This is a genomic window from Cellulosimicrobium sp. KWT-B, assembly GCF_002127155.1.
In the GTDB taxonomy this organism is placed as follows: domain Bacteria; phylum Actinomycetota; class Actinomycetes; order Actinomycetales; family Cellulomonadaceae; genus Cellulosimicrobium; species Cellulosimicrobium funkei.
Genome location: NZ_NEDO01000006.1, coordinates 59,988 through 75,392, shown reverse-complemented (window position 1 = coordinate 75,392; position 15,405 = coordinate 59,988). Strand labels below are relative to the sequence as shown.

Here is a 15,405-nt window from a genome sequence, read left to right as displayed (position 1 = left end):
CGACCGCCGTGGAGAATCGGGGTGCTCATGCCTCTGTCTGAGTACGAGCAGCGGGTCTTGGAGCAGATGGAGCGCGCGCTCACCTCGGACGATCCGCGGTTGGCGAACACGCTCCAGGCCCCTCGACGTCGCTCTGCGCTGCGCTACGTCCTGGCCGGTGTCGGCGTCGTGGGAGGGCTGCTCCTGCTGGTGCTGGGCGCCGCGCTCTCGCAGACCTGGCTCGGCGTCATCGGCTTCGTCCTCATGTTCGCCGGCGTCGTGCTGGTCTTCCAGGCACCGCGCGCCTCCCGCAGGGGACCGGTCGGCACCGTCGAGGCCGACGGCACCGTTCGGCCGGCCGCAGCGAGCAGGACGTCGCGGAAGCCGTTCCTCAGCCGACTCGAAGAGCGCTGGGACCGTCGGCGCGAGCAGGACGGTCGCTGAGCGACCTCTCGATCCCCTCGACGGCAGCGTCGACGAGCGCCTGGAGGCGCTCCGGGCTGACCGTCTCGCGCGGACGCGGGGCGTAGCGCTCCGCCTCGAGGGCCGACGCGAGGGCCGTGAGCGTCTCGGCCAGGTCCTCGTCCTCGGCATCCGCCCCGCGCCGCGTCTGCAGGGTCGCGACGACGACGGCGGGCACGCGGCGCGGCGTCGTGGACGACGGCCAGCGCACGTCCAGCGCACCCAGCCGTGCGACGAGCTCGGCCCACGCGTCCTCGGCGTCCCGCAGGCTCTCCGCCTCCGTGCGTCGGCGCAGCACGAACCACAGCCCTGCCGCGAGCACCGCCGCGACGAGCAGCGCCACGCCCACGACGAGCGGCCACGAGGTGGAGTCCTCCTGCGTGCCGTCCGTCGTGCCGCCGGCCCCCGGGGCGGTGGGGGTCGGGGTCGCCGGCGCTGACGGCGCGGCCGTGGTGGCGCCCGGCGTCGGGACGTTCCCCGGGTCGGCCGGGCCGCCGGGCGTGACGGCGACCGGGGTGGCCCACGTCGGCGTCGGACCGGTCTGCTGGGCGGGCGTCGGCTCGAAGCGCACCCAGCCCTGGCCCGGGAAGTACAGCTCGGGCCACGCGTGGGAGTCGCGACCCGTGACCTGGTAGCTCGACTCGTCGACCCGCTCGCCCGGCAGGAACCCGACGCCCAGCCGCGCGGGGATGCCGAGCGTGCGGGCCATCATCGTCATCGACGTCGCGAACTGGACGCAGTAGCCCGTCCGGTCCTGGAGGAAGTCCCAGACGGCGTCGCCCGAGGCGCCCGGGGGCACCTCGGTGGAGTACGTGAACTGCGAGATGTCGCGGAAGTAGGTCTGCAGCGCGAGCGCCTGGTCGTAGCGGGTCGTCGCGCCGTCGACGACGGACGTCGCGAGGTCGCGGATGTCCTGCTCGTGCTCCGTCGCGGGCACGTCGAGGTAGTTGGGGTCGTCCGGGTCCGCGCCGCTGGCGCCGCGCAACGCGTCGGCGTCGAGCGGCCGCGGGAAGACCGTGACCTCGTAGGACGTGCCCGCGCCCGTCGGCTGCTCGCCGAGCACCTCGTCGCGCACGTCGTCGTACGCCCAGTCGCCGTCGATGCCGACGGCGCGCGGCTCGGTCGGGAGCGGCAGCTTGGTGTCGCGCAGCGACTCGAGCGTGACGCGCAGCGACGTGGGGTCCCCGGTCGCGCCCGGGTCGTCGGGCCACAGGAGCTGCTCGCCGCCGTCGATGGGCGTGCCGTCGCGGTCGGCGCCGCGGCGCCAGTTGGTGCCGTCGAAGCCGGTGAGCGTGAAGACCCGCAGGGGGCCGACGCCCTCGCCGTCGGTCCGATAGCGCAGGACGACCTCGCCGGACCGCTCGGCGAGGTCGCGCCGCATGTCCAGGTCGTCGGAGAGCCGGACGGTCTGGCCGGTCGAGGAGAAGAGGCGCGACCACGACGCCGACGCCACCTCGGGGAGCGAGGCGCTCGCCGACCCGAGGCCGAGCGCGGTGACCGCCACGGCGACAGCCACGACGAGCGCGCCCGCGGCACGCAGGCCTCCGGCGGCGCGGTCCTCCGGGCGTCGCGCGGACGCCCCGCGGCGGACCGCGCGGTGCGGGTTGTCCACGGCGAGGAGGAGCACGAGGGCGGTGACCGTCACGACGAACGCGAGCGGCGGGACCTCGCCGACGATGACGAGCCCGGGCACCCACAGGGCGAGGAGCGGCAGCGCGACTCCCGCGCCGAGCCGCAGCCCGCCGGCCATGAGGTCGGCGACGACGAAGACCACGACCGCGCCGCCGACCGCCAGGAGCGCGATGGGCAGGCTGGGGTCGATCGGGGCGACCTCCGCGAGCGTGAGGTCGCGCGCGGTGCCCAGGCGGGACAGGACGCGGTCCACGTTGGACAGGCCGATGAGGAGCGAGAACCGGTCCGTCGGCCCGCCGTACAGCCCGAGCAGGGCCCACAGCCCGACGACGAGCCCCGCGAGCGACGGCAGGAGCGCCGCCGGCGGTGCGAGCACCTCGCCGCGCGCCGCGTGGCTCCGCTCGAGCGCCCAGCGGCTGAGGCCGGTGACGAGCGCGAGGACGACGACGACGCGCACGACCGTGCCCGTCCAGCCGCCCGGCCCGACGACGCTCCCCAGCGCGTGCGTCGACGCGACGACCGCGGTGGCGACGAGTGCGCTCGTCGCGAGCACGCGCAGGCCCGCGGAGTCCGAGGTTCCCGGTCGGGGTGCGGTCATCGTGAGCCTTCCGCGAGCAGGGTCCAGGCGTGCTCGAGCGACGCGGACGGGTCGACGAGCGCGGCGTGCCACCCCGTCGAGCGCAGCGCGGTGACGGTCTCGACGGCGTCGGCGTGCTCGGGGGCCCACGGGCGGGTGCTCACCACGAGCGCGCGGTGGACGCCGTCCCCGGCCATCGCGGCGACGGTGTGCCGCGCGACGGAGCCGAGCGGGCCGAGCACGGCGACGGTGATCTCGCCCGGGCGGCGGTCGCGTCGCAGCGCCTCGCAGGTCGTGACGACGGAGCGGTCGGCGTCCGCCACGACCTGGTGCCCGTGCAGGTCGACCGTGGCGTCGAGCAGGTCGGCCGGGCCCTCGCCGGACCGGTTGACGCGGAAGCCGGTGCCGGGGACCACCGCGGCGAGCGACGTGGGGACGAGGCGGACGGGGTGCCCCGCCTGGAGCAGCGACACCCCGATCGACGCCGCGCACTCGACGGCCCACTCGCCGTCGGCCAGCGCCCGCGGGCTCGACGCGGCGAGCTCCGGGTGGGGCAGGAGGCCGCGGTCGAGGAGCACCGTCACGGGCGGCAGGCCCGCGCTCTCGTCGGAGCGCACCATGAGCTGGCCGCGGCGCGCGGCGCTGACCCAGTGCACGCGGCGGGGGTCGTCACCGGCGACGTAGTCGCGCAGGACCGAGTCGTCGCTCGACGCGAGCCGGGCGCCGGAGGCCGAGCGCTCGTGCTCGCCGAACGCGCGGCTCCCGCGCACGGGCAGCTCGACGGTGCGCGGCCAGACGGCCACGGCCGTCGGGTCGCCGAGCTCCTGCGTCGCGCTGACGAGGCCGAACAGGTCGGTCCGCGTCGTGAGGAGCGGGCCGAGCGGCCACCGGCCGCGGCGCAGCGGCCGCAGGCGGTACCGCACGGCGATGTGGTCGCCGACCGTCGCGACCTGCGCGCGCAACGAGCCCTGGTCGGACAGCTCGTGCGCGGCCTGCTCGCTGATGCGCAGGCGCGCGAGCGTGGAGGCCGTCGACGACGTCGTGCGCGCCGCCGCGACGGTCAGGCGCGCGGTCGTGAGCTGGCCGCGCACGGCGGGGTTGGGCTGCACCCGGCGCGTCACGTGGAGCGCGCCGCGCCCCCGGTCGATGCGCCGGGCCGCCATCCAGCACCACGCGGCGCCCACGGCGAGGAGGCCCGCCGCGCCGAGCCCGACGAGGTCCGGCAGGCCGAGCGTGACGCCGAGCACCACGAGCGCGGCGCCCGCACCGAGGACCACGGTGCCGCGGCGGGTCGGGCGCGCGCTGGCGAGGCTCCTGGTCCTGCGCCGGAGCCGCGCGAGGAACGACGGGCCGCGCACGTCAGCGTCGCTCGGTCGCGTCCAGCGCGGGGATCGGCGTCTGCGCCACGAGGGACGCGACGACGGCCTCGGCGTCCTGGCCCGAGAGCCGTGCCTCGGTGGTGACGACGAGCCGGTGCGCGAGCACGGGCACCGCGAGGTACTGCACGTCGTCGGGGAGGACGTGGTCGCGCCCCGCCATCGCGGCCAGGGCCTTCGCCGCGCGCAGGAGCTGGAGCGTCGTGCGGGGGGAGGCGCCGAGGCGCAGGCCCGGGTGCTCGCGCGTCCCGGTGACGAGCGCCAGGACGTAGCGCTTGACGGCCGTGGACGCGTGGACCGAGCGCGCGACCTCGGCGAACCGCAGCACGTCCGCCCCGGTGGTCACGGGCCGCAGGTGCGCGAGGGGGTTGTCCGTCTCCTGGCGGTCGAGCATCCGCAGCTCGGCGTCGACGTCGGGGTACCCCACGGTCAGCCGCGCCATGAAGCGGTCGCGCTGGGCCTCGGGGAGCGGGTAGGTGCCCTCCATCTCGACCGGGTTCTGGGTCGCGACGACGAGGAACGGGCTCGGGAGCATGTGGGTCGTGCCGTCGACCGTCGTCTGGCCCTCCTCCATGCACTCCAGGAGCGCCGACTGCGTCTTGGGGGAGGCGCGGTTGATCTCGTCACCGATGACGATGTTGGAGAAGACGGGGCCGGGCCGGAACTCGAACTCGTGGTTCGCGGCGCGGTAGATGTTGACGCCGGTGAGGTCGCTCGGCAGGAGGTCGGGCGTGAACTGGATGCGGCCGACCTTGCAGTCGATCGTGCGCGCCAGCGCCTTGGCGAGCGTCGTCTTGCCGACGCCGGGGACGTCCTCGACGAGGAGGTGACCCTGTGCCAGGAGGACGGCGACGGTGACGGTCACGAGGTCCGGCCGCCCGGTGACCACGGACTCGATGCCGGAGCGGATCCGTCCGGTGGTCTCGACCAGCTCGTCGAGACCGGCGAGGCGACCTGACCCGGGCTCGTCGGAGGGCGCGACAGGGGCGATGTCGGGGAGCACGGGGACCTCCGTCGTCGGTGGCGCAGGGCCGCGGACCGGCGAGACCGCGGGTGGGAAGAGCCTAGTAGACGGGGGGAGGTCCGCCGACCCCGGCCCGGGGGCCGCCCCGACCGGCCCGTGCCCCTCCCTCTCCCTCCACGGGCACCGGGGCGCCGCCGCCCAGGACCCGCCGAACGGCTCCCGGAAGCGGTCGCCGCCCGACGGCGGCCCTCGGGAGGCGGGCGCGACGCGCCCTGGGGAGTCCTCCCCTCCACCGCGCTCCAGCCCGTCTGACCTGCGGAGATCCTGCGAAGACGGGTGAAACCCGGGACTTTCGCCGAGAGCGGTGGAGGGAAGTGGAGTACCGTGGAGCAGAAGGGAGCAGGAGGGGAGGTGCCAGGTGCATGTCCGGCTTCGTGGACGACGTGCTCGGCGGTTCCTCCGGCCTGCTCCTGGGCACCTTCACGCCGCGTCTGGACGACAAGGGGAGGCTCATCCTCCCCGCGAAGTTCCGGTCGCGGCTCGCACCGGGTCTCGTCATGACGCGGGGGCAGGAGCGCTGTCTGTTCCTGCTGCCGATGGACGAGTTCCGGCGCATGTACGACCAGATCCGGCAGGCGCCGGTGACGAGCAAGCAGGCCCGGGACTACCTGCGCGTCTTCCTCTCGGGGGCGAGCGACGAGATCCCGGACAAGCAGGGACGTGTCTCGATCCCCGCGCCCCTGCGGGCGTACGCGGGGCTCGACCGCGACGTCGCCGTGATCGGCGCCGGCACGCGCGTCGAGATCTGGGACGCGCAGGCGTGGGAGACGTACCTCGCGGAGCAGGAGTCGGCGTACTCCGACACCGCGGAGGAGGTGTTCCCGGACCTGCGCTTCTAGGGCCGAGCACCCCCGGCTCCGCACGGTGAGGCCTCCTCCCGCCCGGTCTGGCGCACTTCCCCGGCGCCAGAAAGGACGCGGAGGGAGACCTGACCGTACGGGGCCCGCAGCACAGCACGACCAGCAGCAGCACCGGAGCACGACGACCAGCACGGAGAGGAGGAGGACGTGACGAGCACCCCCGACGACGCCGCCGAGCGGCACGTCCCGGTCCTCCTCCAGCGCTGCGTCGACCTGCTCGCGCCCGCGCTCGGCGAGCCGGGCTCCGTGCTCGTCGACTGCACGCTCGGCATGGGCGGCCACACGGAGGCCGTCCTGGAGCAGGTGCCGACGGCGCGCGTGGTCGGCATCGACCGCGACCCCGAGGCGATCGACCGCGCGTCGCGCAGGCTCGCCCGGTTCGGCGACCGCTTCCGCGCCGTGCACGCCGTGTACGACGAGATCGAGGACGTCGTCGCGGACGTGGTCGGCGCACCGGTCCAGGGCGTGCTCATGGACCTCGGCGTCTCCTCGCTCCAGATCGACGAGACGGAGCGCGGGTTCTCCTACGCGCACGACGCCCCGCTCGACATGCGCATGGACCCGACCGTGGGTCTCACGGCCGCGGACGTGCTCAACACCTACGACGAGCGCGCGCTCACCCGGATCCTGCGCGACTACGGCGAGGAGCGGTTCGCCCAGCGGATCGCGCGGGCCGTGGTGCGCCGGCGCGAGCAGCAGCCGTGGGAGCGCAGCGCGGACCTCGTCGACCTCGTCCGCGCGTCGATCCCGGCGGCCACCCGCACGACGGGCGGCAACCCCGCCAAGCGCACGTTCCAGGCGCTGCGCATCGAGGTGAACGGCGAGCTCGAGGTCCTCGAGCGCGCGGTCCCCGCCGCGGTGGACGTGCTCGCCGTGGGCGGGCGCATCGTCGTCGAGTCGTACCACTCGCTCGAGGACCGCATCGTCAAGCGCGTGCTCGCCGCCGGCGCGACGATCAGCGCGCCCGCCGGCCTGCCGGTCGTGCCCGAGCAGGACGAGCCGTACCTGCGCCTGCTGACCCGGGGGGCCGAGGAGGCGCCGGCCGGGGAGCGCGAGACGAACCCGCGGTCTGCGTCCGTGCGCCTGCGTGCCGCCGAGCGCACCCGCCCGACACCGCCGCACCGCCGCCCGTCCGCCGCTCGCCGCTCGGCGGCGCCCGGCCACCGACCGACCGACCGACCGCACGACCCGGGGGAGACGACACGATGAGCGCACAGAGGTCGACCGCCGCCCGCCCGCTCCCGCGCCCGGCCCGGCCGGCGCCCGCACCGCGCCCGTCGCTGACCGCCCTTCCGGGCGGCGCGTCCGAGCGGGCGCTGCGCTCGCGTCTCGAGCTCGTCCGGGCGCCGCTGCAGGCGCGCTCCAAGGTCCCGTTCCTCGTCGTCTGCATGTCGATCCTCGGCGCCGCGCTCCTGTGTGCTCTCCTGGTGAACACGACGATGGCGCGCAACTCCTACGAGATGTCGGAGCTGCGCCGGGAGGTGAGCCGCGTGGCCCAGGACACGCAGAGCCTGCAGCTGCAGGTCGCCGAGCAGAAGACGGCGCTGCCGGAGACCGCACGCGGTCTCGGCATGGTCGAGGCGCAGGACCCGGCGATGGTCCGGCTGTCCGACGGCACGGTGCTCGGCGTGGCGCAGGAGGGGGCGGGGGAGTGACGCAGGGCACGGGCGCCGGGCGCACCGGCCGGTCACGACCGGCGGCGGGCACCCCGCGTCCCCGTCCCGCCACCGCGGCCTCCCGGGCCTCCTCGGGGGGCCGTCCTGCGTCCGCCGGTCGGGCCGCGGGTGCGCGCTCCGGTGGTCCTGCGCCCGCGCGTGCCGCCTCGACGGGCGCCGCCTCGGGGCGCGCCACGTCCGGTCGTGCCTCGACGGGGCGCACCACGTCCGGTCGCACGTCGACCACGCGCAGCACGTCGGGGCGCGCCCCGGTGTCGCGGGCGCCGCGCGGCGCCGGCCGCCCGCCGGCCCGTCCGGCCCGGGGGACCCGCGAGCCGGGCCGGCCCGAGCGTCGGCAGCGCTGGCTCATCGTCGTGGCGGGCGTGATCACCGCGGTGTTCATCGCGCAGCTCGTCAACGTCCAGGTGCTCCGCGGGCCCGCGCTCGCGGCCGAGGCCCAGAACGACCGCACGCGCAGCTCGACGACGATCGCGCACCGCGGCGACATCACGGACGCCGACGGCGTGGTGCTCGCGACCTCGGTGGACCGGTACACCGTCGCGGCCGACCTCCAGGCGATCGCGAGCTTCGAGCCCCGTACCGGCGACCTCGTCAACGGGGAGCCGCTCGAGGAGGGTGGCGCGGTCGGCGTCGCGAAGCTGCTCGCCCCGATCCTCGACCGGTCCGCGGTCGAGCTGGCGGCCGACCTCGTCGGCACGTCGCGGTACCTCGTCCTGGAGAAGGACGTCACGCCCGAGGTGCAGCGCCAGATCGCCGACCTGCGGCTGTCCGCGTTCGTCAGCACGACGATGACGAGCGAGCGCACGTACCCGGCGGGCACGGTCGCCGGCAACCTCGTGGGCTTCGTCAACGACGAGCAGACGGGCGGGGGCGGCATCGAGGCGTCGTACGACGACGTCCTGGCCGGGACGCCGGGCTCGCGCCGGTGCGAGGCAGGGCTCGGCGGACAGCTCATCCCGACGGGACGGTGCGACGTCGTCGAGGCGGTGCCCGGCCTGAACGTGCGCCTCACGACCGTGCGCGACGTGCAGTGGAAGGCGCAGGACGCGATCGACCGGGCGGTGAGCGAGACGGGGGCGGAGTACGCGATCGCCGTCGTGCAGGACGTCCGCACGGGCGAGGTGCTCGCGCTCGCGGACTCGGGCACGGTGAACCCGAACGACCGCTCGACGGACGCCGTCGCCCGCCCGAGCCGTGCCGTGGCGAACGTGTTCGACCCCGGGTCGACGGGCAAGGTCATCACGATGGCGGCGGCCATCGAGGGCGGCCACGCGGACGCCGGGTCGCGGTTCGAGGTGCCCGACCGCTACACGACCCCGAACGGGCAGACGTTCAAGGACTCGCACGACCACCCCGTCGAGCGCCTGACGCTCGCGGGCATCCTCGCGGAGTCGTCGAACACGGGCACGGTCCAGGTCGGCGAGAAGATCCCCAAGCAGGTCCGCTACGACTACCTGCGGAAGTTCGGCTTCGGTCAGAAGTCCGGCCTCGGGCTGCCCGGCGAGTCGGCGGGCATCCTGCACCCGGCGGACTCGTGGGACGGCCGCACCGAGTACGCCGTGCTCTTCGGCCAGAGCGTGTCGGTCAACGCCATCCAGGCGACGAGCGTCTTCTCGACGATCGCGAACGGCGGGGTCCGCACGACGCCGAGCATCGTCGCCGGGACGACGGACGAGCGCGGCGAGCTCGTGCCCGCGGAGCGCCCGGCGCCGGAGCGCGTCGTGTCCCAGGAGACGGCGGACACGGTGCTGCACATGATGGAGTCCGTCGTGGAGGAGGGCACCGGCTCGAGCGCCTCGGTGCCCGGCTACCGCGTCGCGGGCAAGACCGGCACCGCGGAGGCGGCGGGCGAGGACGGGCGGCTGTCCGGGATCATGGCGTCGTTCATCGGCGTCGCGCCCGCGGACGACCCCCGCTACACCGTGTCGGTCTTCCTCAAGAACCCGCACTCGTCGATCTTCGGCGGCGTCGTCGCGGCGCCGGTGTTCAGCGAGATCATGGGCTTCACCCTCGAGCACGAGGGCGTCCAGCCGAGCACCGAGCCCTACGTGCCGCTCCCGACGACGTGGTGAACCTCACCGCCCCTCTCCCGGTCGCCGGTGAAGGTCCCGTGAAGCGCGCCCCGGCCCGGGTGCACCGGCCCGCGGGCTTGCGGGGCGGCCCGTCCCGGCACGGTAGGTTCTACACGTGACATCCCCGATCGACCGTCTTCGCCCTGCCACGACCACCCGTCGGTCGGTGGCGGACCTGGCAGCACGGTTCGGGCTCGACGTCCGCGCGGGTGGCGCGGCCGCCGCACCGGGCTCCGTCGAGGTGTGGTCGGTGGCGTCGGACGACCGCACCGCCGACGCGGGCGACCTCTTCGTGGCGCTGCCCGGCGCCCGGGCGCACGGGGCGCGGTTCGCGCCCGCCGCCGTGGGCCGCGGCGCCCGTGCCGTCCTCACGGACGCCGAGGGCGCCGACCTGCTCGCGGACGTCGGCCTCGACGTGCCGGTGCTCGTCGCCTCCGACCCCCGCGCGCTCCTCGGCCCCGTCGCGGCCTGGGTGTACGGCGCCCCCGCGCAGGACCTCACGACGTTCGGCGTGACGGGCACGAACGGCAAGACCACGACGACGTACCTCGTCGACCACGCGCTGCGCGCGCTCGGCTGGACGGGCGGCCTCATCGGCACCGTGGAGATGCGCTCCGGCGACCGGGTGCTGCCGAGCCGCCTGACGACCCCGGAGGCGGCCGACCTCCAGGCGCTGCTCGCGGCGATGCGCGAGGACGGCGTGCGCACGCTCGCGATGGAGGTCTCGTCGCACGCGCTCGCGCTCCACCGCGTCGACGGGCTCGTCTACGACGTCGTGGGCTTCACGAACCTCAGCCAGGACCACCTCGACTTCCACGGCGACCTCCAGGAGTACTTCGAGGCCAAGGCGCTGCTGTTCACGCCCGAGCACGCGCGCCGCGGCGTCGTCGTGGTCGACGACGCGTGGGGCGAGCGGATGGTCTCGGCCGCGCGCGTCCCGGTCGCCACGCTGCGCGTGAGCCCGACCGCGGCGGGCGACGAGCAGCCCGCGGCGGACTGGACCGTCCACGACGTCGAGCCGTCGGAGGCGGGCGGCTCGGCGTTCACGCTGCGGCACCGCGACGGCCGCAGCGTGCGCACGACGACGTCGCTGCCCGGGCACTTCAACGTCGCCAACGCCGCCCTCGCCCTGGCCCTCGTGCTCGAGGCGGGCACGGACGCGCGCGACCTCGAGACGGCCCTCGCGGCGACCGGCGGGCTCGACCCGGCGGTCCCGGGTCGCATGGAGGTCGTCTCGGAGCCGCCCCACCGGCCGCGCGTCGTCGTCGACTTCGCCCACAACCCGGACGCTCTCGCCCTCGCGCTCGACGCGCTGCGGCCCACCACGACGGGCCGGCTCGTGGTCGTGTTCGGCGCGACCGGCGACCGGGACCGCGGCAAGCGGCCCACGATGGGCGGCGTCGCGGTCGAGGGCGCCGACGTCGTGGTCGTGACCGACGACGACCCGCACGGCGAGGACCCGGCCGCGATCCGCGCGGAGGTGCTGCCCGGCGCCCACGCGGCGCGCGAGGCCGCGGCCGCCGCACCCGAGCCGCGCGACGTCGTCGTGCTCGAGGTCGCGCCCCGCGCCCGGGCGATCCGCGAGGCGATCCTCGCCGCGGGCCCGGACGACACGGTGCTCGTCGCGGGCCGCGGCCACGAGGTGTGGCAGGAGATCGCCGGCGTCGACCACCCCCTGGACGACCGCGTCGAGGCGCGGGCCGCGCTCGAGGAGCGCCCCGCGACGACGCCGCCCCACGACACCCCCGACCTGAAGGAGCACCACGCATGATCGAGCTCACTGCGGCGCAGGTGGCCGCAGCGACCGGCGGACGCCTGTCCGCCGACCCGGAGGTCCGGGTCGGGGGGCCCGTCGTCGTCGACTCGCGCCGGGTCGCGCCGGGGTCGCTCTTCGTGGCGCTGCCGGGCGAGCACGTCGACGGTCACGACTACGCCGCCGGTGCCGTCGAGGGGGGCGCGACGCTCGTCCTCGCCGCGCGCGAGCTCGACGTGCCGTGCGTCGTCGTGGACGACGTCCAGGCCGCGCTCGGCGAGCTGGCCCGCCACGTGCTCGCGACGCTGCGCGAGCGCGGCGACCTGCGCGTGGTCGGTGTCACGGGCTCCGTGGGCAAGACCACGACGAAGGACCTGCTCGGCCAGCTCCTGCGCCCCGAGGGTCCCACCGTGGTCCCGCGCGGGTCGTTCAACAACGAGATCGGCCTGCCGCTCACGGTGCTGGAGGCCGACGAGTCCACGCGCTTCCTCGTGCTCGAGATGGGCGCGAGCGGCGTGGGGCACCTCACCTACCTCACGCGCATCGCGCCCCCGGACGTCTCGGTCGTGCTCGTCGTGGGCAGCGCCCACCTGGGCGAGTTCGGCGGGATCGAGGCCGTGGCGCGCGCCAAGTCCGAGATCGTCACGGGCCTCGCGCCCGGCGGCGTCGCCGTGCTCAACGCCGACGACCTGCGGGTCGCGGCGATGGCCGACGTCGCGCCGGGGGAGGTCGTCACCTTCGGGACGATCCCCGCGGCGGACGTGCGCGCGGAGGACCTGGGCATCGACCGCACGGGCCGGGCGTCCTTCACGCTGCGCGTGCGCCCCGGCGCGTCGGGCGACGCGACGCGCGGCGAGGGCACGAGCGCGCGCGTGACCCTCGGCCTCGTCGGCGAGCACCACGTCACGAACGCGCTCGCGGCCGCGACGGCCGCGCTGCGCCTCGGCGTCGCGCTGCCCGACGTCGTGGCCCGGCTGTCCGACGCGCGTGCCCTGAGCCCGCACCGGATGCAGGTCACCGAGCGTCCCGACGGCATCACGGTGATCGACGACTCCTACAACGCCAACCCGGACTCGATGCGCGCCGCGCTCAAGGCGCTCGCCGTCATGGCGGGGCGCGACCGGCGGTCCGTCGCCGTGCTCGGAGAGATGCTGGAGCTCGGCGAGGACTCGCGCGTCGCGCACGACGACATCGGCCGGCTCGTGGTCCGATTGAACGTCAAGCTGCTCGTCGTGGTCGGCGAGGGTGCCGGCGGGATCCACGACGGCGCGACCCAGGAGGGGTCGTGGGGCGACGAGACGCGCTTCGTCCCCGACGTCGAGGCGGCGTCCGCGCTGCTGCGCGACGAGCTGCAGGAGGGGGACGTCGTGCTCGTGAAGGCCTCGAACGGGTCCGGGCTGTGGCGGCTCGGCGACGAGCTGGCGGCCGCTGGCGCCGGTGCGGCAGGAGGTGAACGCGCGTGATCGCGATCATCGTCGCGGCGGGCGTCTCCCTGCTCGTCGCGCTCTTCGGGACGCCGCTGTTCATCCGGTTCCTCGTGCACCGCAACTACGGGCAGTTCGTCCGCCAGGACGGCCCGACGGCGCACTTCACCAAGCGCGGGACGCCCACGATGGGCGGGGTCGTCATCATCGGCGCGACGCTGCTCGGCTGGGCGATGTCGTACGTCGTCTCGGGGCGGTTCCCGAGCGTGTCCGCCCTGCTCGTCCTGTTCCTCATGACGGGGCTCGGGATCGTCGGCTTCCTCGACGACTTCACGAAGATCCGCAAGCAGCGCAGCCTCGGGCTCACGGCCCGGGCGAAGATCATCGGCCAGGGCGCGGTCGGGATCGCGTTCGCGGTGCTCGCGCTGCAGTTCCCCAACGAGCACGGCCGCACGCCGGCGTCGACGCGCATCTCCTTCCTGCGCGACACGAACCTCGACCTCGCGTTCGCGGGCGTCACGGTGGGGCTGATCCTGTTCGTGCTCTGGGCCAACTTCCTCATCACCGCGTGGTCGAACGCGGTCAACCTCACCGACGGTCTCGACGGGCTCGCGACGGGCGTCTCGCTCATCGTGTTCGGCTCGTACGTGCTCGTGGGCATCTGGCAGCTCAACCAGACCTGCCAGCGCCTGGCGTCGGCCGGGCCGAGCTGCTACGAGACGCGCGACCCGCAGGACCTCGCGATCGTGGCCGCCGCGATCGTCGGCGCGTGCTTCGGGTTCCTGTGGTGGAACGCCAGCCCCGCGAAGATCTTCATGGGCGACACGGGCTCGCTCGCGCTCGGCGGCGCGCTCGCCGGCCTGTCGATCCTCACGCGCACCGAGTTCCTCGCGCTCATCATCGGCGGGCTCTTCGTCATCATCGTGCTCTCCGACGTCATCCAGATCGGGTTCTTCAAGATGACCGGGCGGCGCGTGTTCAAGATGGCGCCGCTGCACCACCACTTCGAGCTGTCCGGGTGGGGCGAGGTCACGATCGTCATCCGCTTCTGGCTCATCGCCGGGCTGTTCGCGGCGCTCGGCATCGGGATCTTCTACGCCGAGTGGGTGGTCGGCTAGTGGCACGCGACCCCCACGACCTCGCCGTCCCGCTCGAGCGTGCGCGCGTCGTCGTCGCCGGCCTCGGGGTGTCCGGGCGCGCCGCCGCGGCGGCGCTCCGCCCGCGCGCGGCGTCGGTCGTCACGCTCGACGACGGCGCTGCCGACGCCGACCTGCACGACGCGGCGGACGTGGACCTCGCGGCGACGGACCTCGTCGTCGTCTCGCCGGGCTGGCGCCCGAACCACCCGCTGCTCGTGGCCGCCGCGGAGCGCGGCGTGCCGGTGTGGAGCGAGGTCGAGCTCGCGTGGCGCCTGCGCGTCGCCGGCCCGTCGGGGCGGCCCGCGCCCTGGCTCGCCGTCACCGGGACGAACGGCAAGACGACGACCGTCGAGATGCTCGAGACGATCCTGCGGACCGCGGGCCTGCGGACGGCGGCGGTCGGCAACGTCGGGACGCCCGTCGTCGAGGCCGCGCTCGACCCGACGCTCGAGGTGCTCGCGGTCGAGCTGTCGAGCTTCCAGCTCCACTTCACGCACACGACGTCCCCCGAGGCGGGCGCCGTCCTCAACGTCGCCCCCGACCACCTCGACTGGCACGGCGGCATCGACGCCTACGCGGCCGACAAGGGCCGCGTCTTCGAGGACGCCCGGGTCGCGTGCGTCTACAACGTCGCGGACCCTCGCACGGAGGCGCTCGTGCGCGAGGCGGACGTCGTCGAGGGGGCCCGCGCCGTCGGCTTCACGCTCGGCGCCCCGGCGCGCGGGCAGCTCGGCGTCATCGAGGACGTGCTCGTGGACCGCGCGTTCCACGCGCCCGCGGACGCTCCGGACCGGCACACGCACGCCGCCGAGCTCGCGACGCTCGGCGACCTGTCGCACCTCGCGGGCGCCGACGGCGCCGTGCCCGCCCACGTCGTGGCGAACGCGCTCGCGGCGGCCGCCCTGGCACGGGCGCACGGCGTCCCGGCCGTCGCGGTCCGCGACGGGCTGCGCGCGTTCCGCACGGGGTCGCACCGCATCGAGCAGGTCGCCTCGGTCGACGGCGTCGCCTACGTCGACGACTCCAAGGCGACCAACGCGCACGCCGCGTCCGCGTCCCTCGCCGCGTTCGCGCCCGGGACCGTCGTGTGGGTCGCGGGCGGCCTCGCGAAGGGAGCGTCGTTCGACGACCTCGTCGCCGCGCGCGCCGACCGGCTGCGCGCCGTCGTGCTGATCGGCGTCGACGCCGAGCCGTTCGCCGGTGCGCTCGCCCGACACGCGCCCGATATCCCCGTCGTGCGCGTGGATCCTGGCGACACTGGGACCGTGATGCCCCGCGCCGTCGACTCCGCCCGCCGCCTCGCGCAGGCCGGCGACACGGTGCTGCTCGCGCCCGCCGGCGCGTCGATGGACCAGTTCCGCTCGTACGCCGCGCGCGGCGACGCGTTCGCCGAGGCGGCGCGCGCCCTGCGCCCCGACCACGGGTAGGCCG

At 75.4% G+C, this 15,405-nt stretch carries 12 protein-coding genes; 9 read left to right on the top strand and 3 right to left on the bottom strand.

Annotation, left to right across the window (positions count from 1 at the left end; genetic code table 11):
• Positions 1–27 precede the first annotated feature (27 nt).
• The gene (locus B9L22_RS17260; protein WP_086151381.1) at positions 28–423 is read left to right on the top strand and encodes a DUF3040 domain-containing protein; all 396 of its coding nucleotides are present in this window, start codon (positions 28–30) and stop codon (positions 421–423) included.
• Here B9L22_RS17260 and B9L22_RS17255 read toward each other — a convergent pair.
• From B9L22_RS17255 to B9L22_RS17245, 3 genes are read right to left on the bottom strand one after another with little or no spacing between them, the layout of a single operon-like run.
• Positions 371–2,671: a DUF3488 and transglutaminase-like domain-containing protein gene (locus tag B9L22_RS17255; RefSeq protein ID WP_086151292.1), complete on the bottom strand. Its 2,301-nt coding sequence runs from the start codon at positions 2,669–2,671 to the stop codon at positions 371–373. The two genes, B9L22_RS17260 and B9L22_RS17255, sit on opposite strands and share 53 nt — an antisense overlap.
• Positions 2,668–4,008 carry a DUF58 domain-containing protein gene (locus B9L22_RS17250; RefSeq protein ID WP_086151291.1) on the bottom strand — a complete coding sequence of 447 codons (1,341 nt, stop codon included), beginning with the start codon at positions 4,006–4,008 and terminating at the stop codon, positions 2,668–2,670. The genes B9L22_RS17255 and B9L22_RS17250 overlap by 4 nt, the downstream gene beginning before the upstream one ends.
• A gap of 1 nt (position 4,009) precedes the next feature.
• On the bottom strand, positions 4,010–5,017 hold the full coding sequence (locus B9L22_RS17245; RefSeq protein WP_198947338.1) for a MoxR family ATPase: 1,008 nt from the start codon (positions 5,015–5,017) through the stop codon (positions 4,010–4,012).
• Positions 5,018–5,454: 437 nt separating this feature from the next.
• On the opposite strand from B9L22_RS17245, the gene mraZ reads away from it, so the two are divergent.
• The 8 genes from mraZ (at position 5,455) to murD (ending at position 15,401) form a co-directional block, all read left to right on the top strand.
• On the top strand, positions 5,455–5,889 hold the full coding sequence (mraZ, locus tag B9L22_RS17240) for a division/cell wall cluster transcriptional repressor MraZ (protein WP_031316739.1): 435 nt from the start codon (positions 5,455–5,457) through the stop codon (positions 5,887–5,889).
• Between the two features lie 168 nt (positions 5,890–6,057).
• The gene (gene rsmH, locus B9L22_RS17235; RefSeq protein WP_086151289.1) at positions 6,058–7,119 is read left to right on the top strand and encodes a 16S rRNA (cytosine(1402)-N(4))-methyltransferase RsmH; all 1,062 of its coding nucleotides are present in this window, start codon (positions 6,058–6,060) and stop codon (positions 7,117–7,119) included.
• A complete protein-coding gene (locus B9L22_RS17230; RefSeq protein ID WP_074810049.1) occupies positions 7,116–7,565 on the top strand; it encodes a hypothetical protein in 450 nt (149 codons plus the stop codon). Before rsmH ends, B9L22_RS17230 begins: the two co-directional genes overlap by 4 nt.
• 374 nt (positions 7,566–7,939) lie before the next feature.
• Positions 7,940–9,658 carry a penicillin-binding protein 2 gene (locus B9L22_RS17225; RefSeq protein WP_233140214.1) on the top strand — a complete coding sequence of 573 codons (1,719 nt, stop codon included), beginning with the start codon at positions 7,940–7,942 and terminating at the stop codon, positions 9,656–9,658.
• 115 nt (positions 9,659–9,773) lie between these two features.
• Complete coding sequence (locus B9L22_RS17220; protein ID WP_086151287.1) at positions 9,774–11,429, top strand: UDP-N-acetylmuramoyl-L-alanyl-D-glutamate--2,6-diaminopimelate ligase; 1,656 nt, start codon at positions 9,774–9,776, stop codon at positions 11,427–11,429.
• Positions 11,426–12,874: a UDP-N-acetylmuramoyl-tripeptide--D-alanyl-D-alanine ligase gene (gene murF / locus B9L22_RS17215; protein ID WP_086151286.1), complete on the top strand. Its 1,449-nt coding sequence runs from the start codon at positions 11,426–11,428 to the stop codon at positions 12,872–12,874. The genes B9L22_RS17220 and murF overlap by 4 nt, the downstream gene beginning before the upstream one ends.
• Positions 12,871–13,953, top strand: a complete 1,083-nt coding sequence (mraY, locus tag B9L22_RS17210) for a phospho-N-acetylmuramoyl-pentapeptide-transferase (RefSeq protein WP_021483305.1) — start codon at positions 12,871–12,873, stop codon at positions 13,951–13,953. The genes murF and mraY overlap by 4 nt, the downstream gene beginning before the upstream one ends.
• Entirely contained in the window at positions 13,953–15,401 is a 1,449-nt protein-coding gene (gene murD / locus B9L22_RS17205; RefSeq protein WP_086151285.1) for a UDP-N-acetylmuramoyl-L-alanine--D-glutamate ligase, read from the top strand. The genes mraY and murD overlap by 1 nt, the downstream gene beginning before the upstream one ends.
• Positions 15,402–15,405: the final 4 nt, after the last annotated feature.

Coding starts and splice junctions, on each gene's coding strand:
- B9L22_RS17260 (WP_086151381.1), top strand. CDS start 28: ATGCCTCTGTCTGAGTACGAGCAGCGGGTCTTGGAGCAGATGGAGCGC.
- B9L22_RS17255 (WP_086151292.1), bottom strand. CDS start 2,671: ATGACCGCACCCCGACCGGGAACCTCGGACTCCGCGGGCCTGCGCGTG.
- B9L22_RS17230 (WP_074810049.1), top strand. CDS start 7,116: ATGAGCGCACAGAGGTCGACCGCCGCCCGCCCGCTCCCGCGCCCGGCC.
- murF (WP_086151286.1), top strand. CDS start 11,426: ATGATCGAGCTCACTGCGGCGCAGGTGGCCGCAGCGACCGGCGGACGC.